Annotated in this window: 12 protein-coding genes; 7 read left to right on the plus strand and 5 right to left on the minus strand. The window is 63.3% G+C overall.

Annotation, left to right across the window (positions count from 1 at the left end):
* Positions 1-174 precede the first annotated feature (174 nt).
* The 5 genes from P5G52_RS15660 to P5G52_RS15680 all read right to left on the minus strand — a co-directional run bounded on the left by P5G52_RS15660 (position 175) and on the right by P5G52_RS15680 (position 4,857).
* Complete coding sequence (locus P5G52_RS15660; protein ID WP_301229226.1) at positions 175-1,062, minus strand: GntR family transcriptional regulator; 888 nt, start codon at positions 1,060-1,062, stop codon at positions 175-177.
* A gap of 180 nt (positions 1,063-1,242) precedes the next feature.
* Positions 1,243-1,377 carry a hypothetical protein gene (locus P5G52_RS15665; RefSeq protein WP_301229228.1) on the minus strand — a complete coding sequence of 45 codons (135 nt, stop codon included), beginning with the start codon at positions 1,375-1,377 and terminating at the stop codon, positions 1,243-1,245.
* A 77-nt stretch (positions 1,378-1,454) separates the two neighbouring features.
* On the minus strand, positions 1,455-2,480 hold the full coding sequence (pdxA, locus tag P5G52_RS15670; RefSeq protein ID WP_301229230.1) for a 4-hydroxythreonine-4-phosphate dehydrogenase PdxA: 1,026 nt from the start codon (positions 2,478-2,480) through the stop codon (positions 1,455-1,457).
* A complete protein-coding gene (locus P5G52_RS15675) occupies positions 2,477-3,775 on the minus strand; it encodes a four-carbon acid sugar kinase family protein (protein ID WP_301229232.1) in 1,299 nt (432 codons plus the stop codon). The genes pdxA and P5G52_RS15675 overlap by 4 nt, the downstream gene beginning before the upstream one ends.
* The gene (locus tag P5G52_RS15680; protein WP_301229234.1) at positions 3,772-4,857 is read right to left on the minus strand and encodes a 2-keto-3-deoxygluconate permease; all 1,086 of its coding nucleotides are present in this window, start codon (positions 4,855-4,857) and stop codon (positions 3,772-3,774) included. The genes P5G52_RS15675 and P5G52_RS15680 overlap by 4 nt, the downstream gene beginning before the upstream one ends.
* 413 nt (positions 4,858-5,270) lie before the next feature.
* On the opposite strand from P5G52_RS15680, the gene P5G52_RS15685 reads away from it, so the two are divergent.
* The 7 genes from P5G52_RS15685 to brxD all read left to right on the plus strand — a co-directional run bounded on the left by P5G52_RS15685 (position 5,271) and on the right by brxD (position 24,198).
* Positions 5,271-7,082, plus strand: coding sequence for an alpha/beta hydrolase family protein (locus tag P5G52_RS15685; RefSeq protein WP_301229236.1), 1,812 nt, complete (start codon positions 5,271-5,273; stop codon positions 7,080-7,082).
* 635 nt (positions 7,083-7,717) lie between these two features.
* The gene (locus tag P5G52_RS15690; RefSeq protein ID WP_301229238.1) at positions 7,718-8,014 is read left to right on the plus strand and encodes a hypothetical protein; all 297 of its coding nucleotides are present in this window, start codon (positions 7,718-7,720) and stop codon (positions 8,012-8,014) included.
* A gap of 565 nt (positions 8,015-8,579) precedes the next feature.
* Positions 8,580-12,827: a BREX system serine/threonine kinase PglW gene (pglW, locus tag P5G52_RS15695; protein ID WP_301230151.1), complete on the plus strand. Its 4,248-nt coding sequence runs from the start codon at positions 8,580-8,582 to the stop codon at positions 12,825-12,827.
* Positions 12,824-16,369 carry a BREX-2 system adenine-specific DNA-methyltransferase PglX gene (pglX, locus tag P5G52_RS15700; RefSeq protein ID WP_301229240.1) on the plus strand — a complete coding sequence of 1,182 codons (3,546 nt, stop codon included), beginning with the start codon at positions 12,824-12,826 and terminating at the stop codon, positions 16,367-16,369. The genes pglW and pglX overlap by 4 nt, the downstream gene beginning before the upstream one ends.
* A 49-nt stretch (positions 16,370-16,418) precedes the next feature.
* Positions 16,419-20,123: a DUF6079 family protein gene (locus tag P5G52_RS15705; protein WP_301229242.1), complete on the plus strand. Its 3,705-nt coding sequence runs from the start codon at positions 16,419-16,421 to the stop codon at positions 20,121-20,123.
* On the plus strand, positions 20,105-22,876 hold the full coding sequence (gene pglZ, locus P5G52_RS15710; RefSeq protein ID WP_487246898.1) for a BREX-2 system phosphatase PglZ: 2,772 nt from the start codon (positions 20,105-20,107) through the stop codon (positions 22,874-22,876). Before P5G52_RS15705 ends, pglZ begins: the two co-directional genes overlap by 19 nt.
* Positions 22,873-24,198 (plus strand): BREX system ATP-binding protein BrxD, encoded by a 1,326-nt coding sequence (gene brxD / locus P5G52_RS15715; protein WP_301229246.1) that lies wholly within the window; start codon positions 22,873-22,875, stop codon positions 24,196-24,198. Before pglZ ends, brxD begins: the two co-directional genes overlap by 4 nt.

Consider the following 24,198-nt stretch of genomic DNA (forward strand, 5'->3'; position numbering starts at 1 on the left):
CGGAGGGGCGTTATTTGCTGTCCTTCATCTGTGGCTCCACGGAGCTGCAGCAACTTCCTGAGTTATAGCGTGACGCCGGCGACGTTGAGGTGCGTCGTACTACTGTCTCTGGAGGTTGGACGCGGGAAGTTCGTGTCCAGGGCAAACGAAGCCGAGGGCGACGACGACGTCGAGTCAGCGGCCCGGGTCGGAAATCTGGTCAGCTAAGCGGAGCAGGTCGGCGCCGAGTTGGCGGGCCCGGTCCGCAACCAAATCGGGGGAGTCGGCGGGTAGCGACGAAGACGCTGAGGGCACGTCTAAAATCGACGGCTCCCGCTGGATGTCGATGTCGAACACCACGTGGTCCGGATGGTGCCAGGTTGAGAAGACCTCCACCGGCCGCCCGTCCTGGTCGAAGCTCGTGCCCTCCAGCAGGAGCACGGGCGACGACGCCTCCAGCTGCAGCAATCGCAGCAGGTCCTGGTCTCCGGGGACGGCCCGGATCTGGCGTTTGCCGGAGGTGACCTGCACGCCGAACTTCTCCCCGAGCACCGCGTGCAGGGACGCGTCCCGCAGGTCCTCGGCGGTCAGACCCGAGAACGCCGGCGCCGGAAGCGAGGTGTGGATGACGGCGATAGGAACACCGTCGGCCGTGCGCAGCCGCTCGAGCGAGAGAACCTGCGGAGTCCCGAGGACCGCCGTCGACGCATCGGCGTCCTGCACGGTCAGAGACAGCACCTCGGTGCCGACGCTCGCCCCCGTGCTCCCGAGCTGCGCCGAGAGCCCCGACGTTTGGTGCACCAATCGGTGGTGCTCCCGCCGGGGCGCCACAGTGCTGCCGCGCCCGCGTCCACGCTCGATCAGCCCTTCATCAGCCAGCGCACCCAGGGCCTGCCGCACCACGGACCGTGATACCCCGTACCGCACCTGCAACTGCGCCTCACTGGGCAGCGAGGTGCCCGGCGGCAGCGAGTGGTTCAGGATCTGAGCCCGCAGGTGCCCGCGGAGCTGAAGGTGCAGCGGATCGTTGCTTCCGGAGTCCAGCGGACGTGCCGGGGCATCAGGGGTTTCTGTTCCAGCCATGAGGTCTGCTCCGGTTCAGGATGATGGTCGAGGGCGTCGGTGTAAGGGAGGGTTAGAAGGGAGCGCACAGCACTACGTCAGCTGCTGGGCTCGGTTCGTGTCGGCACGACGACGGCACCGCCGGGTGTCAGGGGGCGTTCGCTAAGCCTGAACCCGGAGTCCGGCCCCGCAGAGAAGGAGCTATTTGTCTGGGCCGTCCGCTGGTGACGAGTCCTCGTCGTGCTCCTCGGTGACCTGACCGTCGTGGACCCGCTTCAGCGTGATGCCCTCGAGGTAGCTGGGCACGGGAGGGTCCAGGTCTTCGTCGCTTGCCATGATCTCGATCCTAAATGCGGACCATCAGCAATGCAGACCTAATCACTGCAGCCGCGCCCAGCTACTCGTCGAAGCTCTTACTTCTTCTGCGCGGTCCGCCACACGTGGTCCCAGCCCGGTGCCAGGGCAGCGGCCCGCCGCATGGACAGCACCAGGCTCGCCTCGCGCGCGATGCCCTGGCCGGCGATATCGAACGCCGTCCCGTGGTCCACCGACACGCGGACGACGGGCAGACCGACGGTGATGTTCACGCCGTCGTCGCCGTAGACCGCCTTGAAGGGTGCGTGGCCCTGGTCGTGGTAGCAGGCGATGACCATGTTCCACTTGCCCTTCACCGCGGCGGGGATGAGCGCGTCCGCGGGGATGGGCCCGTGCACGTTGATGCCCTTCTCGCGTGCGGCGGCGACGGCGGGGGCGAGGATGTCCGCGTCCTCGTTCCCGAACAGGCGGTTCTCGCCGGCGTGCGGGTTGAGTCCGGCGAGGCCGATCGGCTCGTCCGGGTTGCCGAGGGCCTTGGTGAACGCGCTGACCAGCTCGATGACGTTGCCGGTGCGCTCGGGCGTGACGTCCTCGATGGCCTGCCGCAGGGAGACGTGGGTGGTGAGGTGGAAGAAGTACAGGTCGCCCGCGGAGAGGACGAGGCTGAAGTTCTCCACGCCGAACTCGTGCGCGAGCAGCTCCGTGTGGCCGGGCCACTTGTGCCCGCCGGCGTGCATCGCAGCCTTGTTGAGCGGCGCGGTGACGATGCCCTGGACCTGACCTTCGCCGGCCAGGCGGCAGGCCTCGACGACGAAGCGGTAGGAACCGTCGCCCGCCGCAGGGCTGAGCTCGCCGAGCTTCACGTCCGCCAGCGACGGGCCTGTCTGCAGGAGCTCGATGATGCCTGGCTCGTTCGTCGCGTCCTCGATCGAGGACAGCACGCGGACCGTGTCCGGGTCGCCGCCCACGTTGGACACGCCCTGGCGCATGGCGGCCTCGTCCCCGATGACGACGGGCCTGCACTCCTGCCGGACGTCGTCGTGCCCGAGGAGGGACTTCGCAGTGATCTCCGGTCCGATACCGGCGACGTCGCCGAGGGTGACGGCAAGGGTGGGGATGCTCATGAGGATGCCTCCGTGGAGTGGGCGAGGGTGTGTGTGAGGGTTCGGGTGAGTTCGGTGACGGTGTCGAGCAGGGCGGGGACGGCCCCGAAGCCGCCGGCTTTCGTTACGACGATCTTCCCAGCCGCGGTGCCGCCTTCGACGACGCCGACCGGGATGCCTTCCTGGATGGCGCCGGTGATGCGCAGCGCCTGGGCGCGGGTGGCGTCGAGGACGGCGCGGGCTCCGTCGCCGCCGACGAGCACGAGGGCGCCGACGGATGCGCGGGACAGGGTCTGCTGCACCACGGACGCGAGGCTGCGGGCGATGGCTGCACCGCTGAGGGTCGCGGAGCCGCCGACCGCCTCGGGGGAGATGATGACCACTACCCGCGGGAGGGACTCCGGGAGCTCGAGCTCTCCGGCGGCCCATTGCGCGAGCCGGTTCGGCTGGTCGAGCAGCGACTCGTCGGGCTGCACGATGCGCAGGTCGACCGACTCCAGCTGGGAGCGCAGGTGGTCGGTCTGTGCGCGGGCGACGTCGTGCAGCGAACTGACGACGACGACGATCCGCTGCCCCAGCGCGGCCGGGGCCGGTTCCGGGGAAGTGCGCACGGCTCCCGACTCCGCCCAGGCTGTTGCCAGCGCAGCGGCGAGGCCGGCGGACCCGGCGGGGATCGCCGCCGGACCGACGACGACGAGTGCTGCCGCAAGGGCGCGGAGGTCGTCGTCGGACGCGGCATTGACGACCACGACGCCGTCACCCGCCGCGTTCCGGAGCGCCTGCGCATCCCGCTCGGCGGAGCCGCTGAGGCTGATCGTCGTCGTGCCGGGCAGGAGCTGCGAGAACTCGCTCGTCGGAACCGGCGTGACCGGATCGCGGCCCGCGGGGGAGTCCTCGACCGGTCCGCCGTGGACGCGCAGCAGACCGTCCTCGACGGTGCGCCCCATCGCCGGGTAGGCCGGGCAGACGACGGCGAAGCAGCCGGGGTGCTGTTCCTGCCACGCGTCGAGGGCACCGGCGACCTGCGCCGGGACGCTGCCGCGCATGGTGGAGTCGATCTTCAGGTACAGGTGGTCCGCCCCGGCGCTGACCAGGTTCCTGATGGCGCTCGCCGTGGCCCGCCGGGCGGTGGCGGCGTCCATGGCGCGGGCGTCGGTGTTCACGGCCAGGGCGCTACCCGGTGCCACCGAATCCGGGAGCAGTTCCCCCAACAGCAGCCGGGAGGACCAGCCGCTGCGGGAAAACTGGACCACGGAGTCGGTGGCGCCGGTGACGTCGTCGGCCGCGATGCCGACGATGGGTGCGGAAGATGTCACGGTCGGTCGTCGTCCTGCGTCCGGCGGGGGCGGTCGGTTGGTGCGGACGGATCACCTGAAGGCGGGAGCTCGGAGGCGGAGGTGGGGAGGACCCCGACGGCATCGTCCGTGTCCAGGCCCCCCTGGCGCTTGAGCACCCAGGTGGCGAGGAGTGGGGCGAAGATCGCGGTGACCAGGACGGCCGAGGCGACCTGCGCCGTCGCGACCTCGACGAACGGGGCGAACGATGGGTCGGCTGCGGCGACGATCGCCGGGGTGGCGATCGAGTTGCCGGCCGTGGTCGCCGCGGCGATGCCGATGCCGGACTTCCCGCCGCGGCGGAGGACGAACCGGTAGCCGATGTAGACCAGGGTGCCGGTGATGAGGGTGGCGGCGATGCCGACGAAGATGCCGCCGATGCCGCCGGTGATGACGTTCCTCAGGTCGATGCCGGTGCCGAGGGCGAAGGCGAAGAACGGGATGACGATGTTCGGCACGGGCCGCATGATCTCGGTCCACTTGGCGTCGAGGTTGCCGACGATGAACCCGAGGATCAGGGGGATGGCGGCGGCGAGGAGGGTCAGGAACGGGATGTTGCCAAGGCCCGAGATGCCGAGGAAGAGGAGCGTGAAGAAGGGGCCGTCGTTGATGGCGGAGGCCATGTAGGCGCCGCGGTCGCGGTAGTCGCCGTAGCGGCCGGTGAAGGCGAGCCAGAGGCCGCCGTTGCTGTTGTCGAAGCTGGCGAGGAGGGCGAGGATCGAGATTCCGAGGATGCCCTCGACGCCGACGAGCAGGCCGAGGCCTGCGACGAGGGCTGCGGGGATGATCGTCTTGAACAGCAGGACGACGCCGGTGGTCGCGAGCACGGGGCCCGAGGCCTTGGCGGTGATCTGCATGCCGGTTGCGAAGATCAGGACGGCGATGAGGGGGAGGGCCGAGTCGGCGAACAGGGCGGTGGTGAAACTGCCGAGTTCGAGGAAGCCGGGGGCGAACGTCCCGACGATCGAGCCGAGGATCAGGGGGATCAGCATGAGGCCGCCGGGGATGCGGTTCATGCCGTCGAACAGGGGGACGCGGGACTTCGGAAGCGATTCGGCTGCCATGGCGAATCTTCTCTCTTTGCGGGAGGTCTGTGCGAATGGAGGAGGGCGTACACGCAGTACGGACAAGTAGTACCAAGGGTACGGCGAGTGCGTTGCGTCATACAAGGAGGAACCGCGAGGTTGACCTACCGCGGCGAGGGCTGCCCCGCATCGATTCGCGCCGTGATTAGGTGCGTCCGCATGAAGGCCTCGGCGCGTTCGCCACGACGAAATTACGGTGCGGCCACGAATTCGTTCAGTGCTGCATCAATCGGGAGTGCGTTCACCGTTTGGTCGGGCGTCTGAAGAACACTGTTAGGTACCACCGGAAACCGTGCGTCGGTCCGTCACCGGTCTGTGAGGGGCTGAACGAACGGGGAGCTAATGTTACAGAGCGGTCATGGTGCCCCTCGAACATAGAGGAGCGAGAAGAGATGGAGTCAGCTTTGTCGGAGAAACCTATCCTGCTGTTTCTGCATGGTGTCGGTAACGGCGATCCGGATAACGTATGGCAAGAGCACCTGACGAAGGCTTTTGATCGCCTAGGGTATCCGGCGCTGGATCCGGGGCAGGTGATCGTGCCGAAGTACGCGCATGCGCTGAAGGGATTGGACGAGAAGGTCCCCTTGCCGAAGGTGACCATCAAAGAGCCTTCTCGTGACGCCGCGAGGAAAAACCGGAGGGACTTCGAGCGCCGTATCGGTGCCATCGAGTTCAGGCTGGGACGTCATAACGGGGGCAAAGGTTGGGCGGGCACCGATGCCGTCGTTGACGTTGCTTTTGCGCTTCCGTGGTTCATCCAGGCGCGCAACTACGTGAACAACATCGATATCCGAGCTCAAGTGCTCACCCGCATTCTGGCCCAGCTCCCGACATCCGGACGACTGGTGATCGTCGGGCACAGCCTCGGCTCGGTGATTGCCGCGGATCTGCTGCGTCGGCTGCCGATCGGATTGAATGTCGTCGGCATGGTGACCATCGGGAGTCCGCTTGCGAACGGTAACTTCGACGTCGAGAAGATCAGTGAAGCGCTTAGAGAGCCTCCGACGAACCTTGGATGGTGGGTGAATTTCTGGAACGACACCGACCCTGTTGCTGCTCATCGAGGTGTCTCCTCCGTGTTCCCATGGTTGGTCGACTTCCGTATTCACACGCCGTTGAGCCCGCATGTGCACGCTGCAAATGAGTACGTGGGTCACGAGTCAGTCGCCACAGCAATCGGGTTTGCGCTGTTCGGCTCCAAATCAACGGAGCTCGCTCGAGTGGAGAATGGAATTGACATCCCATTGGACGAATCGGAAACCGTTGCCCTTCTGGCTTTGAGGTATGCCTACCTGTTGCAGCGACGGCTGAAGGGCGAAGAGCAGGACAAGTTCTCCGGAGCACTTCGTCAGGTACAGGCGGCGGCCGTGGAAGGCATTAGGACACGCAACGCCGAGAAGCATAGGCCCCTGCCGGCTGAGGTGGCTCGTCTCGACTTCGACTTGGCTGATCCTGATGCGCCCGTTCCTACACCGCTGCCTGGAAGATACGTCTCGAAGGATGACGCGGTCATCTGGCTGACGGTCCTTGCAGCCGAGAACGTCATCCGACCTTTCGAGATCGGCATCTCGAGAGACGAATGGCAGGAAGCAATGAAGGATCTGACAGCCGAGCTGGGCCTCGGCGGTCAGTATGGCACGGATGTCTTCACAGCGGCGAAGGAAGCTCAAGCCGTGCTCAGCGGTGGCCGCGGTCGCAACTGGGTCAAATGGGGAGCCTTGGGTGCTGGAGCGGCGGCGATCGTTGTCGCAACGGGAGGGCTGGCGCTTGCGGCCGGCGCGGGCTTGACCGGGGCTGCGGTAATCACCAGCGCTTTAGCCAGCTTCGGGCCCGGCGGGATGATCGGGGGCTTGCTGACCGCAGGGTCCCTCGTCACCGCGGGTGGTGGCGGTATTGCCTATGGCCTTGCAAGTCCCGGGACCACGGCGGAAACGCTTGAAGCAGTTGTCCAACGCTGGCTTGCCGCCGCGATTCTGCGGCAGCGACAACACCTCGACCCCGATGCGACACTCTGGGGGACCCTCGTGAAGATCGAGATGGAAGTACGGCGCGAATTTGAGCGACTGGACGAGTTCTCCGATGCAACATCCCCGGCACTAGCTGAGCTGAAGCGGAAGATAGACGCGATCGCGCGAGCGTTGGCTTACCTCCGCAAGAACGGCCTAGAACCAGGCCTCCCGTTTGATGCCAATGAACAGAATTGAAGGTTTCCCTGGTTGGAGCCGGAGATTTGTGAGTGCAGCGACGCAGGATCCGATCCCGAGTGGCGGTGACGAGGCGCTGCCGGTTCATCTGTCAGTCGACTGACAGATGAACCGTTAAAGCTGTGTGCAGGGCGATGACACACTCCAACTCCGACTGCCTGACCTAAAAGCTCGAAGTCTTCTTACTGACAGCTACATGCGGGAGTGTCGAACTGCCGATAAAATGTCATGGCCAAAGGGCTGGAACTCGTCATCCGTCGCTCACCTTCGGTTTCGCCGCTGGACTGAGTTGCGCCATCGCGTACGACGGTCAGCCCATCAGCCGACTCACCATCACGAACGACGGACCGAAAATCAGGGAGGCGGTTGTCGGAATGGGAATGGGGGGAGCGTTGGAAGGAAGCACACACTTTCTGACCGGGAATCCCATTTGAACGACCACTAGCTCGTGTCGGCATACCAACTTTCCGTGGCTGGTCTCTAGGTGGTATCAGTAGTCAATGCCAGCAGTAAGAAAGCTTCCGCCCGCTCACATCCTTCGACAGTTGCGACTTCAGGGGAAGACCCTGAAGGAGATTGGCGAAGCCTACCAAGTGACGGAGTCGTCCGTATGGCGAGCGATGGATCGAGCAAACATGCTCGAAACGCGCAGGACTGTGAGTGACATCTTGCCTTGGGATGTCGCCGCTCACCACAAGACGACCGCTGTGATGGAACGCTTCCGCACAATCTCCAAACAACAGAATGGGTTGGATACGTCGCCCGTCGAGGAGCGGTTGCTCGAAGCCTGGCTCCAAGGTCTTGCCGACAATGACGTAGTCGTGAACTATCACCCGGACGCGCCGCCGAATGATGCCTCCAGCAGGGGTGGCTTTTACTACGTACCCCGGCAGCCCCGTGACAAGTGGATCCTCCGTGCTCCGGTCACCTAATCGCCCAGGCAGTAGGAGCTAAGCAGCAACCGTTAGCGCGACGTCGTTTCGGTGTCCGGCGGCGTCCAATCCAGCACTCGAAAACCCGGTTTACGAGGCACGCGACGGGGAGGATTCGCCGCTGAAGGTCTTCCTCGAGACGGTGTACTCGTCGTCCTTTCCAGAACTTCGCGCAAGGGACGAGCATGCTCAATGCAGAGGTCGCTGCTGACAGTGGCTTCTGGCCCGATAAGAGTCCATGAAGTGACTCCTACCGTTCCGCACACTCCGCATGACCGAGCCGTACTGATCTTCATGGCAACCAAGAATAGTCGAATACGATCGTGCGATTGAGCCGGGCTTAAAGCTGGTTTGGTGACATCAGCTGAGCGCTGCTCAACACTGGCTTCGAGTGGCCACTTGGCGAGTATGTATTTCGACAATGACACTACGGAGCGACACGACCCGTCCTTGACGGCGGCAAGTGCCGATCACGTCACAACAGCCACTAGTATCGAAAGGTTAGGTCTCGCGCGCGTACTGCTCCGGAACCTGCTTGGCACCACCACCTAGGGGGCAGAACGTGATGGAGGAACGCTGGGTTGAAGTCAGCCCGTCGCAGTTTTCCCATGAGATCGAGGGCCTGCGGTACCTCAGATCGAAGCTCCCTGACTCGACGCCCTTCCGTGCATGGACCAACTTCGAGTTTCTGGACAGCCAAGGCCGATGGCACGAAGTCGATGCACTGGTTCTTGCCCGCGGTCGACTTCACCTAATCGAGTTGAAGTACTACTCGGGGCGGCTGAAGGGAAACGATACCCAGTGGCTTCGTGACGGTCGTCGCGCGGAGGAATCCCCCCTCCTCCTGGCCCGTCGCAAAGCGCAGCGCTTCAGCTCGAAGCTGAAGGACGAGCTCCGTGCCTGGGCCAAGGAAAAGAACGTCACTATCGAGGACGAGCGCAAGATCGTTCCCTTCGTTCAGGAGTCAGTCTTTCTCCACCACCCGGGACTAGTAAGTGATCTCCAAGGTGCCACAGCGCTGAACCTCTACGGACTGGACGAGCGCGCAGGCGAATCAAACCTGCCTGGCATCAGTGAGCTGATCTTGGAGGAGCCACGTTCTGATCGAGTGATCGGGCAGAACCAGGAAATCATCCTTGCTGACCTTATGACCCGGATCGGGCTTGTCCAACGCCGCGAACGCACGGCCGGCTCCTGGATCATTGAGGACGGCGCACTCGATGAAGGCGACGGCTGGCAGGACTGGCGAGCGTACCACCAGGTTGTTAAGCAGGACACCGCGCGCATCCGTTTCCAGGTAACGGATCCAGGTGCCGGCAGCACTGAGAAGACCCGGGCTCGAAAAATAGCAGAACACGAGTACCGCGTAATGAACCGCCTGTCACACGACGGCCTACTTAAGCCCCGGGACATGGTCGAATCAGACCTCGGCGTCGGCCTCGTCTATCCCTTCAACGAATCAATGCAGCGCCTCGACCTGTGGGTCGCCGAACAGGCGAACGGCGTCAGGCTGGCAGACCAGCTTTCCATCATCCGGCAAGTAGCGGATGCCATCAACTACGCCCACCGCAACGCTGTCGTCCACCGCGGACTGTCCCCAAAGGTTGTGTGGGTAGGGGCCGCCAAGGACCGACTCCGGGTACAGGTGAGCGATTGGCAGACGGCGGGAGTGGCCGCCGAAGCGGCCACCGGGTTGCCCGGCGACGACGGCGTCACGAGGCTTTTCGGCTCCGACGTCACTTCCGCGTCCCATAGGACCGATGACGGATGGCTCACCGATGCCTTCCGTGCACCGGAGGGCAGGTGGAGTGCGGCCACCACAGACAGGGTGGCGTTGGACATCTTCGGTCTCGGGGCTCTGACCTACTATCTGGTGACTAGAGATCGCCCAGCCGCGAACGCGGTCGCTCTGGCCGAACGACTGCGGGAACAAGGCGGTCTGGATATCGCCCCGGTCCTCCCACAGGTTGGCAAAGCGCTGCGCGCCGCCGTCTTAGAGGCAACAAGGCCCGTCCCGAGGGAGCGCCTGCGCACGGTTCAGGATTTCTTGAACGTTCTGGACAGCGCTCCTCTCGCCGCAGTGTCAGAGCCCGACATTGACCCACTCGATGCCGTCCCTGGTGCGCTGCTCGGCGGTGGCAGGTTTACCGTCCTCAGGCGGCTGGGTAAAGGGTCCACCGCCCTCGGACTGTTGGTCAAGGACAGCGAAGGCCCGGATGGGCTGGAGGTTGAGCGTGTCCTCAAGCTTGCGCTCAATGACAAAGCGGCCGCTCGTCTCGCCGCGGAAGCGGAAGTAATCTCTCTCCTCAAGGGTGCACGCTTTGCCGCACTTGTTGAGGGTCCAATCAGTCTTGGAGGTCGCACCGCGCTGCTGTTAGAAAGCGCAGGCTCGCAAACCCTGGACGAGCTGATCCGGGACCGCGGCGGACGACTCTCCATCGACCTCCTGGAACGATTCGGCACTGACCTCTTGGACACCATTGCGGCGCTCGATAAGGCGGGGGTCGACCATCGCGACATCAAGCCCAGCAACCTGGGCGTACGTGAGGACAGTCGCAAAGCCAAGCACCTGGTTCTCTTCGATTTCTCGCTTTCGCGCGCACCGGCAACGGCTCTCGACGCCGGCACACCCCCGTATTTGGACCCCTTCCTAGGCGGAGTCCGTCCCCGTTTTGACACGGCTGCTGAACGGTACGCTGCGGCCGTTGTGCTTTATGAGATGGCCACAGGGCACCGCCCATACTATGGCGATCCATTGGCCAATCCCGCGGCGGTTCCGGACGAGGCTGCGGTAGAACCTCGGCTCTTCGATCCCGCGGTTGCTCCATCTCTCGTAGAGTTCTTCCGAAAGTCGCTTGCTCGGGACGCCACCCAGCGGCACCACACTGCGTCTGAGATGCTGGCGTCGTGGCGAAGTGTCTTCACGCGTGGCACTACAACGGCACCTGACGATGCCGACGAGCTCGCCGCAAAGGCCACACCCGAAACGGACCTCGAAGAAGCCGGGTTGTCCGCCCGAGCACTGTCCGCACTGGAGCCATTCGGACTCAAGACTGTGGGTGACCTCGTAGCCGTCGACGCAGTTCGCCTGAACCGCCTGTCCGGCGTGGCCGAACCGACCCGCCGTGAGGTGAAAAGCCGGGCAAAGCAGTGGCGGGACCGATTCGGGGCCGGAGCGCAGGCACACGAAACGGGCAGCCTCCCTGCCCTGCAGGACATCGCCGCCGCACTCACGGCCAGCGTTGCCTCCAAGCGCTCACCGAGCCGAGAGCAGATGGTCTCGCTGATTCTTGGGCGGGAAGGACACACGGAAGCATTCGCCACTCAGGCCCAGCTTGCGGGTGCCCTGCCAGTCCCCGTCACTCCGGGTAGGGCTAATCAGCTCTTGGACGCGCTGCACAAGACGTGGGCCGAAAATTCGGCTTCTCTGGAAATTCTGCGGACTCTTGAATCCGTCCTGGACGACCGTCTCACCCGTTTGGGTGGCGTAGCAGCTGGCAAAGAACTGACCACTGCTCTCCTGCGCCAGAGCGCGAGCAACGACCTCCGATCGGATGTCGCCCGGCGACTAGCGGAGGGACTGCTACGGATCGTTGTCGATCGGAGGCGTGCTCAGATCCGTGCTGGGGAGGCGCTGGGCGCTCTGGAACTCCGGCGCCACGATGCGTCCGTTCCCGTGATCGCACGTGAGCCCATGCTGCTGGACCTCGCCGATTCCCTTGGCCGCGAAGCAGACGCAATCCTAGACAGAAGTACGCCGGGTGAAGATGTCGTCCCTTCGGACAGAGTGCATGCTTCGTTCCGGCGCATCGCAGAAGCTGCAGGCGTCGAAAACCCACTGCTCTTGGATGGCTTGCGCCTTGTCAGACTTGCTGCAGAGTCTTCCCGTACCGCCGCATCGACCGGCGCCGGCGAACTCCACCGGCGCGATCTTGACCAGTCGAAAGCTCTCGCGCTCACCCTGCGAGGTATCAGCGCTGGAGAGCGACTCAGCGCCAAGGAGATTCAGGACCGAGTCCGTGCACGTTTCCCGTCAATTCCGGACCTGCCTCGTCGGCCTGGGCTCGACGAGCTGGTAGAGCGGGCGGGACTTGGTCTGCGGTTCGACGAGGTGTCGCAGTGGTATTACAGCCCAAGTGTAGGTGGGGATACCACCGGCCTTTACTCGTACCTTCCGACAGTGGTCGTTCAGGACGAGGAGGACGTCGATGGCGGCGGTGCGATCGGGCGCCGGCTTGAGGACAGCGCCCGCCGCCGCTCCTTCCTCACCTTAGGATCACCAGCCGACCGTATCCCCAAGCTTGTGACCGTTCTTGAGAGCAGCTACAGCGCCCAGGTGCTGGATTTGACCGGCATACTCATGGACGAGATGAAGCGACTCACAAACCAGCCCTCCATGCCGCCGTGGGACCTCCTCCTGCGCGCCGACGCCGAACCCGCCGATAGCCGAGGCGGTCGCGGTCTTGCAGCCATCGTTGCCCGCGCTTTGCCTGTGGTAGAAGACTCGATCGCACGAGCCTTGAAGGAACCCGACTACGGCAGAGCGCCGCGTCCCGTTCTGCTCACCGAGGCCTCACCATTGGTGCGGTACGGACACGCGCAGATTCTTCGCAGGCTCAGCGATCTTGCAGTGGCCCGTGGGCAGGCCGTCTGGCTGGTCGTCCCGCAGCTGGCTTCCAACCAAGGGCCGCTGCTGGATGGAGTTCCCGTCCAAACTTCCCCCAATCAATTTGTCCGCATTGATCATGCATGGGTAGACACAAAGGCAGGCCAGCTGCTGAAGACGATATCTGCTGAGGGAGTTTTTGAATGAGTGCGACGTCGGGGTTGACGGGGGATCTGCGCCGGTTGGTGTTGCGGGTGGAGGATGATCTGCGGGAGCGGCTGGCCGGGGATGGGGTAAACCTGAGCCGGTGGCAGGATGAGCACCGGTCCGCGCTGGAGGCGCAGCGGACATCGGCGTCGTGGGTGGCGTGGCGGGATGACCGAATCACGCAGTCGGCAGTGTCATGGGTCCTGACGACGGTATTCGTCCGGTTCGCTGAGGACAACGCTTTGGTGCGTCCGGTATGGATTTCCGGTCCGGGGCACCGGAGGCAGGAGGCACTGGATGGGCAGATCGCGTTCTTCCGCGAACATCCCGAACTCACGGACCGGGAGTGGCTGCTCGAGCCGGTCGATTACCTGAAGAACCTTGCGGCGACGCGTGATCTAGTGGGGGAGCACTCAGCGCTGTGGCAGGTGCAGCCTTCGGGTCGGATGGCCACGGAAATTCTGGAGTTTTGGCGGCAGGTCGATGGTTCCGGCCGGCCGGTCCACGATCTTGCCGATGTGGAGCTGTCGACCCGATTCCTGGGGGACCTGTATCAAGATCTGTCCGAGCATGCGAAGAAGACGTTCGCGCTGCTGCAGACTCCAGAGTTCGTGGAGGAGTTCATTCTGGAGCAGACGCTGACCCCGGCCCTAGGGGAGCGGCCCCTGGAGGGCTTCAAGCTGATCGATCCGACCTGCGGGTCCGGGCACTTTCTGCTCGGCGCGTTCACCAGGCTGACTAACGAGTGGGCACGGCAGGCCCCCGGGCTGGATGCGCGGGCCCGGGTGCAAAAGGCACTGGACGCTGTGCACGGGGTCGACCTGAACCCGTTCGCCGTGGCCATCGCTAGGTTCCGGCTCACCATTGCGGCGCTGAAGGCCTGTGACGAGGCCTCGCTGGAACTGGCGCCGGCCTTTGAGTTTCACTTGGCGGCGGGAGATTCCCTGCTGCACGGACAGGTCCAGCGCGAGTTCCAGTTCGAGGGATTCGACGCGGACGCGAAGCTGTCCGGGTTCGCCTACGCCATGGAGGACCTGGAGCAGCTCAAGCGCATCCTGGCCCCGGGTCAGTACGACGCTGTGGTCGGCAACCCGCCCTACATCACAGTCAAGGACAGGACCCTCAACGAGGCGTACCGCAAGCGTTACAGCACGTGCAAGGGGACGTATGCGCTGACCGTACCGTTCATGGAGCGCTTCTTCGGACTGGCCAAACCCGGCTCGGCGTCGCAGCCGGCGGGCTGGACCGGGCAGATCACCTCAAACTCCTTCATGAAACGCGAGTTCGGTTCCAAACTAATCGAAAACTTCCTTTCCCGTCAGGATCTGCGGCTCGTCGCTGACACTGAAGGGGCATGGATCCCCGGACACAATTCTGACGGCACGCCTACGGTCATTCTTATTGGGCGGCATCAGCGCCCAGTGAGGGCGTCAGTTCGTGCCGTGTTAAGCAAGGGCCTACGCGAGACCCGGGCCGTTGGCGCGGTCGGAGGCGGCCCGTATTGGCAGGCAGTCGTTTCAGAGATAAACAATCCAGGATTCTCCAACCGCTGGGTCGACATAGTGGATTTGTCTCGTGGCATCCTGTCGCACCACCCTTGGAGTCTTGCAGGTGGGGGGGCGGCTCAATTGAGACAAACCATTGAAGTAGAAGGCTCAAGAAAATTAGCTGCGGCTACCCGCGAAAATGGTTTCGGTGCCATCACTCGAGAAGACTCCGCTTACCTTATTGGTGGCAGAGCGCTTCAGCGGCGTGCGATACCGAGTCGCTACCGGCGGCCGATGGTCGAAGGGTCCACTGTACGAGACTGGAGTATCACCGGTCCGACGATCGCTCTTTGGCCTTACAATGCTGTATCACTCAAGTCGGAAGAAAACGAGGTGGTCACAGAATTTCTTTGGCCCTTTAAGGTCCCGCTCTCGAGTAGGGTGGCGTACGGGCTCACGCAGATAGAACGTGGCCTCAACTGGTTCGAATATTCAATGTTCTTCGAGAAGCGTTTCGCAATACCGTTCTCTATCGCTCTAGCCGAAATCGCCACTCACAATCACTTCGTGCTAGACCGGGGCGGCAAAGTTTTCAACAGCACCTCTCCGATAATCAAGCTCGACGAAAAGGCAAGTGAGGACGACCACCTTGCACTCCTTGGAGTTCTTAACTCCTCGACAGTCTGCTTTTGGTTGAAGCAAGTTTGCAAGGCTAAAGGCGGAGCCGCAGACTACGCATGGGCCCGCACTTACCAGTTCAATGGCTCTAATATAAGCGATATACCACTGCCCGCAAATCTACCCCTTGATGCGGCGCAGAGAATGCACGGGTTGTCTGAACGTCAGTTGGACCATTTGCCAGAATATTTGGCTCAGAGAGGTGTTCCTGCGGCTAATACTCTAGCCGACGCACGCGAGCAATTCCGATTGCTGAACCGTCAAATGATTGCTCAACAAGAAGAACTGGATTGGGAGGTCTACCGGCTGTACGGGCTGATCGAGGAGGATCTGACCTATTCGGGCGGTGAGCTGCCAGAGGTGGCTTTGGGGGAGCGGGCATTTGAGATTGCCCTGGCGCGGCAGATCGACGGTGGTGAGTCGGATACGGCGTGGTTTGACCGTCACGGCTCGGTTCCGGTGACCGAGATTCCCCCGCATTGGCCGGCCGCGTATCGGGAGCTGGTGCAGCGCCGTCTGGATCTGATTGAGTCCAACCCGTCGATCCGACTTCTGGAGCGCCCCGAGTACAAGCGGCGGTGGGCCTCGGAGCCGTGGGAGAAGCAGCAGGAACGCGCGCTGCGCGGCTGGCTGCTGGACCGGCTCGAGGACCGGAACCTGTGGTTGGACCGGCAGGGCCGGCCGGCCGCACGGAGTGTCGGTCAGCTCGCAGATGTCGTCTCCCGCGATGAGGACTTCCTGTCTGTCCTGTCGCTGTGGGACGGCAGCCGAGACGTGGATGTGGTCAAGGCACTCACCGCGCTCCTCGTGGATGAGTCTGTTCCGTATCTGGCGGCCCTGCGGCTGAAGGATTCCGGGTTGCGCAAGCGCGAGGCCTGGGAGCAGACCTGGGAGCTGCAGCGACGGGAGGAAGGCGGCGAGGACGTCGGGATTATCCCGGTGCCGCCGATATACACCTCGGTGGACTTCCGGAGAGCGTCCTGGTGGCAGGCACGCGGGAAGCTGGATGTGCCTAAGGAATGCTTCATCGTCTATCCGGAGGCGAACCGTTCCACGGATCAGACGCTGCTGCTGGGCTGGGCGGGCTGGAACCATGTGGAGCAGTTCCTGGCATTGGCCGCGGTGATGGATCAGCTTATTGAGGACGGGGCCGGCGATGAGCAGCTCGTGCCGCTGGTTGCGGGTCTGGGGGAGGTCCTGCCGTGGGTGAAACAGTGGCATGCGGAGGTGGATCCGGCCTACGGGGTGAGCATGGCGGACTTCTGCTCCCAGCAGTTCGAGGAACGAGCCGCCCAAGTTGGTCGGTCTCATGACCAGCTCAAGGCCTGGCGCCCGACCGCCCCCATCCGCGGACGCAAAACCAAGGCCACCCCATGAAAACCACCATCGAGAGCAACCATGAGCAGGAACCCATGAAGGAGAAGCGATGACGTCAATGCTGTTGAGGGACGTTTTCGACATCCCGGAGCGCGCCGGCAGTGAGGATTATGTACTCCGGCTCACCGACAGCGTGTCCGGTCAGGGTGCCAGACACGCGGTCCAAGACTACGTAGTAACCCCCGCCATTGCCGACGCCTTCGACGCCGCACTCGGGCTCGTCGGCAACGCGCTGGAGACTGGAATCAACCGCGGCGCATTCCTGGCTGGTTCATTCGGCTCCGGTAAATCACACTTCATGGCCGTTCTCCACTCACTGCTGCGGCACAACCCCGATGCCCGCTCCTTGCCGGAGCTGCAGTCCGTCGTTGCTCGTCACGACCCGGCCTTGCAGAATAAAAAGATCCTTCCACTGGCCTTCCATTTCATCGACGCGAAGTCGATGGAACAGGAGCTTTTCGAGAGCTATATCAAGCAGATTCAGACTCTTCATCCTGAAGCTCCGCTGCCCGCGTTCTTTCCCTCGGAAGCTCTTCTGCGCGATGCCGATGGCCTACGGACGCGGCTCGGCGATGACGCCTTTTTTGAAGGTCTCGGTTCCCAAACCGGTGATGACGAATGGGCCGGCGTTCTCGGCTCCAGCTCATGGGACCGCGCCCGTTACGACGCCGCCCGCGCGGCCGCACCACAAAGCGCAGAACGCCAAGAACTGGTCAGTGCCTTAGTGGAGGCCTACTTCCAGTCCTACGCCCGGCATGCCGAGTATGTGGATCTGGATACCGGGCTGGAAGCCATGTCGAACCATGCCAATGCGTTGGGGTACGACGCCGTCGTCCTCTTTCTCGACGAACTCGTTCTCTGGCTTGCATTCGCCATGCAAACTCCCGAGTTCTTCCGCCGTGAATCTCAGAAGCTGACCAAGCTCGTTGAGGGTACCTACAGCAGGCTTCCCGCCCCGCTGATCTCATTCGTCGCCAGACAAATGGATCTTCGTCGCTGGTTTGCAGACTCGGGGGCCAGCGGCAGCGAGCAGGAAGCCCTGGACCGCGCGTTTCGCCACCAGGAGGGTCGCTTCTCCACGATCGTCCTCGGCGACGACAACCTGCCCTATGTGGCGAGCCGCCGCTTGCTCAAGCCCAAGGACGATGTGGCACGTCATGCGGTCGAAGACGCCTTCTCCCGGCTGGACCGCGCGCCGTCCGTCTGGGACGTGTTGCTAGACGGGGTGAATGCCGACGACCAGCACCGAGGCTCCGACGAGTCCGCGTTCCGCATGACCTACCCATTCTCGCCAGCGCTCGTGTCCACTCTGCGGTTCCTGGCAAGCGTCATGCAGCGAGACCGGACTGCGTTGAAGGTTATGCAGCAGATGCTGGTAGACCGCAGAGATACGCTGAGTATCGATGACGTCATCCCTGTGGGCGATTCATTCGAGTACATCGTCCGAGGCAAGGGCGACGCGGTACTGGACCCGCAGGCAGCCGCACTCTTCCGCTCGGCCACGCAGCTGTACCAAGAGAAGCTCCAACCCCTCATCCTTCGCGTCCACGGGCTCGTGCCCTCGGATCTTGATATCCCCGAGCGCGTCACGAGCGGTTACCGCGCCGACGACCGTCTAGCCCGAACACTTCTGCTGTCGGCGGTGGCACCGAAGGTGCCGGCCCTGAAGGGTCTAACCGCGGGGCGGTTGGCGTCGCTGAATCATGGATCCATCGTCTCGCCGCTGCGCGGCGGCGAGGCCGGCGTCGTGCTCTCGAAAGTTCGGGAATGGGCACGGCATGTTCCAGAAATTCATGTCGACGCGGACCCCCGCAATCCGGTAATCCGGGTCCAGCTCTCCGACGTGGATTATGAGTCGATAGTTGAACGGGCCAAGGGCGAGGATAACGCCGGACGACAGCGTGAACTCCTGCGTGGACTCGTTGTAGAGAGCCTTGGGGTGGACCTGGGTTCGCCAGATATCAGTGGTGCACACCGCTTGATGATTACCTGGCGTGGCTCGCGACGCGAGGTCGAGATCGTCTTTGGCAATATCCGTGACGCGGGAGATATCACCGAAGATCGGCTACAGGCCGGCGCCGGTGCGTGGCGCTTCGTCATCGACCACCCCTTTGATGAGGCGGGACATTCCCTACTCGAAGACATTCAGCGCATTGATTCACTCCGATCCCGCAATTTCACCTCCCGGACCGTGCTGTGGGTGCCCCGTTTTCTCTCCGCCGAGCGTCTGAAAGATCTGCGGAGGTTGGTTATCCTCGACTGGCTCCTAAGCGGTAGCGGAGATCGTTGGACCAGTCATGCCGACCATTTGGGCGAGGTAGACCGCGCCCAAGCGCGCAATATCCTTGAGGCTCAGCACAGCTCCCTGCGCGACAGTCTGTTGCGCCTCGTCCAGCAGGCCTATGGTGCGTCTTCAGCCGAACCAGGAGCGCTGCTGGATGACGGCGGTACCGGACAGGTGTTGTGGTCACTGGACCCGGGATTCGCGCCAGCACCTCCGGTAGGCGCCAGCCTTGCAAGCGCCTTCCAGCAGCTCGCAGCCCAGGCATTCGACGCGCTGTACCCCGATCATCCCCGTTTCGAGCCGGTGGACGCGGAAGTCCGACCGGGTGAACTCAGGGCGGTGCTGTCTCACTTGGAGCGTGCAGCGGGAGACCCGGAGCATCGAGTCCCGCTGGAAGGAGACACAAGGGCTGTCCGTCGTGTTGCCAATGCACTTCGCGTCGGCGAGGCCACTGAAACACATTTTCTCTTTGGAGATGACCGCTTCGGCGACTGGGGAGCGAAGCTCGTCCGCGGTCTGGCGCGCAACGGAGTCGACGAAGCTGGTCCCGTCACCGTCGCACAGCTTCGGGCGGTGATCGACGATGTCGAGCCACCTCAGGGCCTGCGGCCTGAAATTTCCGACCTGGTTATCCTCGGTTGGGGATTGCTACGGCAGCGAGCCTGGTTTCATTTCGGCGCCCCTCTATCAGGGACTCCCCTGCCGGGGACGCTACAGCCGGCAATGGAATTGCGTCCGCAGCCGATGCCCTCGCTCGAGGAATGGAATGTAGCGCGTAAGCGCGCATCAATTATCTTCGGTGCGCCGGATCGCCCATACCTGACACCATCCGCGGTGGCCGCCCTTGCCAGTGACGTTCGGGAGAAATCGAGATCGCTCTACGAGCCTTCGCAGGACGTCGTCGCCCGACTGGACGACGCATGTTCCCGCCTGGGGATTGCTGGAGAAACCGGACGGTTAGAACTTGCGCGGCGTGCCTCTGTCCTCGTTGGCACGCTGCGGGACCAAAACGGTGTCGTCCTCATCCGCCATCTGGCAGGAGTAGAGCTGCCCGGCAGCGACGAGGAAACTGCGAGGTCACTCTCCAGCGCCCGAATTGTCGCCGAAGCGATTAAGGAATTTCCTTGGGATCGGCTCGATCCGCTGAAGCAGGGAAGTGTTGGACCTGATGGAAGGGCGGCTTCGGCACTCCGGATTTTGGATGAACTTCGCGGTGCCCTCCGCCGTCACGAACTGGCAGAGTCCGCTGTGGCAGCCCTGCGGAGAGCCGAAAATGACGGGTTCAAATGGGTCTCCGACGGCATAACCCGGCCGATACCGGGACCAGGACCGGGTCCCGGGCCTAGTCCAAACCGCTGGACGAAGATCGAGTTGACCGACAACGGTGGATTCAGCGCGCTGGAAGCGGAACTAGCGAAAGTTCTCGAGTCAAAGCGCAAGGTCGAGGTTCAATGGCGGGTCGTCGAGTGAGTGCTGAGGCGCCTGCGGCCGTCTCAGTCACGAGGGCCGCGATTCAAGCCATGGTCGCGAAGGCACGAGGGTCGGATGGACGCCGCAAGGGCGGGGTGATTGGGCTCCGGGCGGTACCCGAGGTAGCAGCCGCGGCAACTCTGACCGACAAGGGACAACGCATTGACGTCGTACCTTGCGTCTCCGCGCTGGCGGTCCGGGACGCGCTCCGTGAGCATCGGGACGCCGACTGGCTCGTGATCCTGACTGACCGTGATGAAAGCGACTTGGGCCCTGGCATCTTGGCACACTTCGTGTGGCAACAGTTGCGCAATCCCGATCCATGGGACGCCGTGAAGCAGCGCTTCGACGCAACGGCACTCGACCGCGCATTGCTCAGCGAGGGTCACCGTGCCGAGCTTGCCTACGGCTTGCTCAAGATCGCGCCCGAGGAGGGCTGGCCAGCGGCGCCGGCAGGAGTTCTCTCCCGTGATCACGCGCTCGGTTCGGTTGCGAGCCAACAACTCGGGATGCCGCTTCACAGCATGGATGCATTCGCTGTGTTGGCGTGGGCATCTCGCGCTGGATCAGCGGCGACAATCGCCGACCTCCGGCGTGATGCCGGAGATGCATTGGCTGAGGCCGTTCTCCGATGGCTAGCGGGCCGGCTCGGCGAGGGCCAGCGTCCCATGTTGCGGCTACTCACCGGAGGTCAGCCGGAGCAGGCCTTGCCGCTCGGCGTCGTACTCCACATCCTGGTGTCCGCCAAAGTTGACGGTGCAGGAGACCGTCGCCAGGCTGAACTTGCTCTGGCGCGGCTCGAACACCGTTGGTCCGGCACGTCCGTGTCCGCAACAGAGCTGCAGGCGTTCGGCGCCACCTGCCACGGAGTCGTCCGGGACATGCTGGCTCGTTCGGAAAGCTGGCGTGCCGGCTACACGGCCCTTGGGACTGCAGACCGAATTTTCACTGAGGCCGGCGCCGACGCACTTGCCCGCGACTCCTACTTACTGCCGTCCTCTCTCACACAGTGTTATCGGGAACTAGCCCAAGCGATGGGTGGTCCGCTCCAGAACGTGGAGGCAGCGTGGGATTCAGTGGGGAAGCATCCGCTGAACACACCCGCTCTGGATGGGACCGCAGATCCTCGGTTGCAGCCGTTCGAAGCAGCGGTCCGCTTGGAGCGTTGGCTGGCGTCCGACGATGATTCTGAAGAGGATCTTGCTTCCTTGGTACGGCGTCAGAGCGCTGTCGACTCCTGGGTCGACGCCGCTGTGAACACTGCCGCGCAAGGTACAGATGATGCCGCTCTGGCGCGTGCTATTGAAAAGACGGTGGTCAAGGCTCAAGAGCGGCGTACGGCTCATGACAGGCAGTTCGCCCGTTGTCTCGCCGCCGCGACCGATCTAAGCGGCTCTTCCCTTGGGAATTCTGACAACGGGGCTGTCTGGCTGATCGAGGATATTGTTCCAAAGGTGGCAGCCAAGCTGGCTCAACAACACCCCACCCTTCTGCTTGTCCTGGATGGAATGAGCACAGGCGTGGCAACGCAAGTGGTGAGGAGCATTCTGGCCCGCCCCGACGGTTGGGCTGAGATCATCGCCCAAGGTACCAGCCAACGGGCCTGTGGCCTCGCGGTCTTGCCCACATTGACCGAACATAGCCGGACGTCGCTTCTCAGCGGCAAGCTCGTGTCGGGCTCGCAACCCCAGGAACAGGCTGGGTTCGCAGCAGTCGCCAAGGCCGCGGGACTGGCTGGGGCGCGGCTCTTCCACAAGAAGCCATTGGACTCATCACGGCCGGGATTCCTGCTATCCGATGACATTGCGGCCGCGATCGCTGATACCAGCGAGCTTCCTCTGGTGGCGTGCGTACTGAACTCAATTGACGATGCGCTGGATCGTAGCGACCCAGCTGGTATCTCATGGACTGACGAAGCAGTGCGCCACCTGCGGCCACTTCTGGCGAGTGCCCTTGCCGCTGGCCGCGCCGTGATGTTGACTGCAGACCACGGACATGTCGTTGAGCGACGGGCAGGTACCCAGCGCGCGGCGGCCGATATTTCCAGCGCACGGTCACGTCCCGCGGTCGGACCTGCAAGCGAAGACGAAGTACTCGTTGCCGGCACCCGGGTGTTGGATCACGGCGGCCGGGCAATTCTCGCCGTCGACGAAGGTCTACGATATGGGCCGTTGAAGGCGGGCTATCACGGCGGCGGGTCGCCCGCCGAGGTGGTCGTACCTCTGATCGTGATCGCGCCGGAAGCCACGATGTCAGATTCCGGGGAGCTTGCGGGTTGGAAGCTGGCACCCCCTCAGGAGCCACTTTGGTGGGCGCTGGCGTCCAATGAGCGGCTCCCGCAATCAGTCCTCGTCGGAACTAGGGGCAAAAAGAAGCGGGACGAGGGACCGGACCTGTTTTCTGAACTGGAAGAAACCATTCCTCCAGCGCCCGGCGGTACTCCTTCGAGCGTGGGCCAGCGTGTTGTGACATCGGCTGCCTACGTTGCACAGCGCAAGTTGGCAGGCCGAATCTCACTGGACGACGTACAGGTCAGATCTATTTTGGACGCGGCAGCCTCTGCTGTGGGGACCAGACTGCCGTTGGCGTCCGCCGCCATTGCACTTCGAGTGCCGCCGACGCGGCTTTCGGGTGCCGTGGCGCAGCTGCAAAAGCTGCTCAATGTCGAAGGGTATGCGGTCGTACGGGTTGACGGTGGCATGCTTGTCCTCGACGTCGTTTTGCTGAGGGAACAATTCGGAGTCGCCGGATGAGCGCGGAAGTCTCACCCCGACGGCGGCGAGAAGTCATCGACGCTCTGCGCCGAGGAACAGTTCCGGCTAACGGGCTCGATCTCTTGGCCGTAGGGCTTGACCGGTTCCAGGGTGCTCTGGCCGACGAGCTCGACACCGTGGCATCAGGCGGAGCAACCGTGAAGGCAGTCCGCGGAGAGTACGGCACCGGCAAGACATTTTTTGCGCGGTACTTGGCAGAACTGGCACTGAAAAGCGGATTCGCCACTGCTGAGGTGCAAATCTCCGAGACAGAAACCCCCCTCCACAAACTCGAGACGGTGTACCGACGCATCACTGAATCATTGCGGACAGCGTCGGTGGCGCCAAGCGCGTTCCGTTCAATCCTTGACGCGTGGCTTTTTACATTAGAGGACGACGCGATAGCGGCAGATCCGGGACTTGCTGAGGCTGGTGGCGTCGCGCTGGAGGAAGCAACCACGCGTCTCTTGGACGATCGATTGGCGTCAGTCAGTGCCAAAACCCCCGCATTTGCGCAGGCGTTACGGGGCTACCGATCAGCGGTTTCAGGTGGGGACGCACCGACAGCTGACGCTCTTGCTGCGTGGTTGGGAGGACAGCCGCACGTCTCCGCAGTGTCGAAGCGAGCCGCAGGTGTGCGCGGGGACCTCGACCATTTCGGTGCACTCGGGTTCCTGCAGGGACTGCTCCTTGTCCTTCGAGATGCCGGGCATCCGGGCCTCTTGGTCGTGCTGGATGAGGTGGAGACACTGCAGCGGGTCCGTGGGGATGTGCGGGACAAAGCGCTCAACGCTTTGCGGCAACTCATGGACGAGGTGGATTCAGGACGATTCCCCGGTCTTTACCTCGTCATGACTGGCACCCCGGCCTTCTTTGACGGCCCCTCCGGAGTGCCGAGGCTTCCACCGTTGGCGCAGCGGCTCGCCACTGATTTCGCCACAGACAGCCGATTCGATAATCCTCGTGCAGTCCAGATTCGGTTGGCTGGTTTCAGTCATGATTCACTCGTTGAGCTGGGCAAGCGGGTTCGGGATCTATATTCGGTCGGAAGCCCGTCGTCCAACCGTATAAATCTTCTAGTTGATGATGATTATGTAAGCGACTTGGCGACAGGGGTGGCCGGTCGACTCGGGGGGCGAGTTGGTATTGCCCCTCGACTGTTCTTGAAGAAGTTGGTGGGGGATGTTCTCGACCGGGTCGACCAGTTCGAGGATTTCGAGCCCCGTCGACATTACTCGCTTACCTTGTCGCGGGAGGACATGAGCGAGGTGGAGCAGAACGCCGGTGGCCTCTCGGCTAACGATATCGAGTTGGAGCTCTAA

Source organism: Arthrobacter burdickii (genome assembly GCF_030433645.1).
GTDB lineage: Bacteria > Actinomycetota > Actinomycetes > Actinomycetales > Micrococcaceae > Arthrobacter_D > Arthrobacter_D burdickii.

Coding starts and splice junctions, on each gene's coding strand:
- pglW (WP_301230151.1), top strand. CDS start 8,580: ATGGAGGAACGCTGGGTTGAAGTCAGCCCGTCGCAGTTTTCCCATGAG.
- P5G52_RS15690 (WP_301229238.1), top strand. CDS start 7,718: ATGCTCGAAACGCGCAGGACTGTGAGTGACATCTTGCCTTGGGATGTC.
- pdxA (WP_301229230.1), bottom strand. CDS start 2,480: ATGAGCATCCCCACCCTTGCCGTCACCCTCGGCGACGTCGCCGGTATC.
- P5G52_RS15660 (WP_301229226.1), bottom strand. CDS start 1,062: ATGGCTGGAACAGAAACCCCTGATGCCCCGGCACGTCCGCTGGACTCC.
- P5G52_RS15705 (WP_301229242.1), top strand. CDS start 16,419: ATGACGTCAATGCTGTTGAGGGACGTTTTCGACATCCCGGAGCGCGCC.
- pglX (WP_301229240.1), top strand. CDS start 12,824: ATGAGTGCGACGTCGGGGTTGACGGGGGATCTGCGCCGGTTGGTGTTG.
- P5G52_RS15680 (WP_301229234.1), bottom strand. CDS start 4,857: ATGGCAGCCGAATCGCTTCCGAAGTCCCGCGTCCCCCTGTTCGACGGC.
- brxD (WP_301229246.1), top strand. CDS start 22,873: ATGAGCGCGGAAGTCTCACCCCGACGGCGGCGAGAAGTCATCGACGCT.
- pglZ (WP_487246898.1), top strand. CDS start 20,105: ATGGCGGGTCGTCGAGTGAGTGCTGAGGCGCCTGCGGCCGTCTCAGTC.
- P5G52_RS15685 (WP_301229236.1), top strand. CDS start 5,271: ATGGAGTCAGCTTTGTCGGAGAAACCTATCCTGCTGTTTCTGCATGGT.
- P5G52_RS15665 (WP_301229228.1), bottom strand. CDS start 1,377: ATGGCAAGCGACGAAGACCTGGACCCTCCCGTGCCCAGCTACCTCGAG.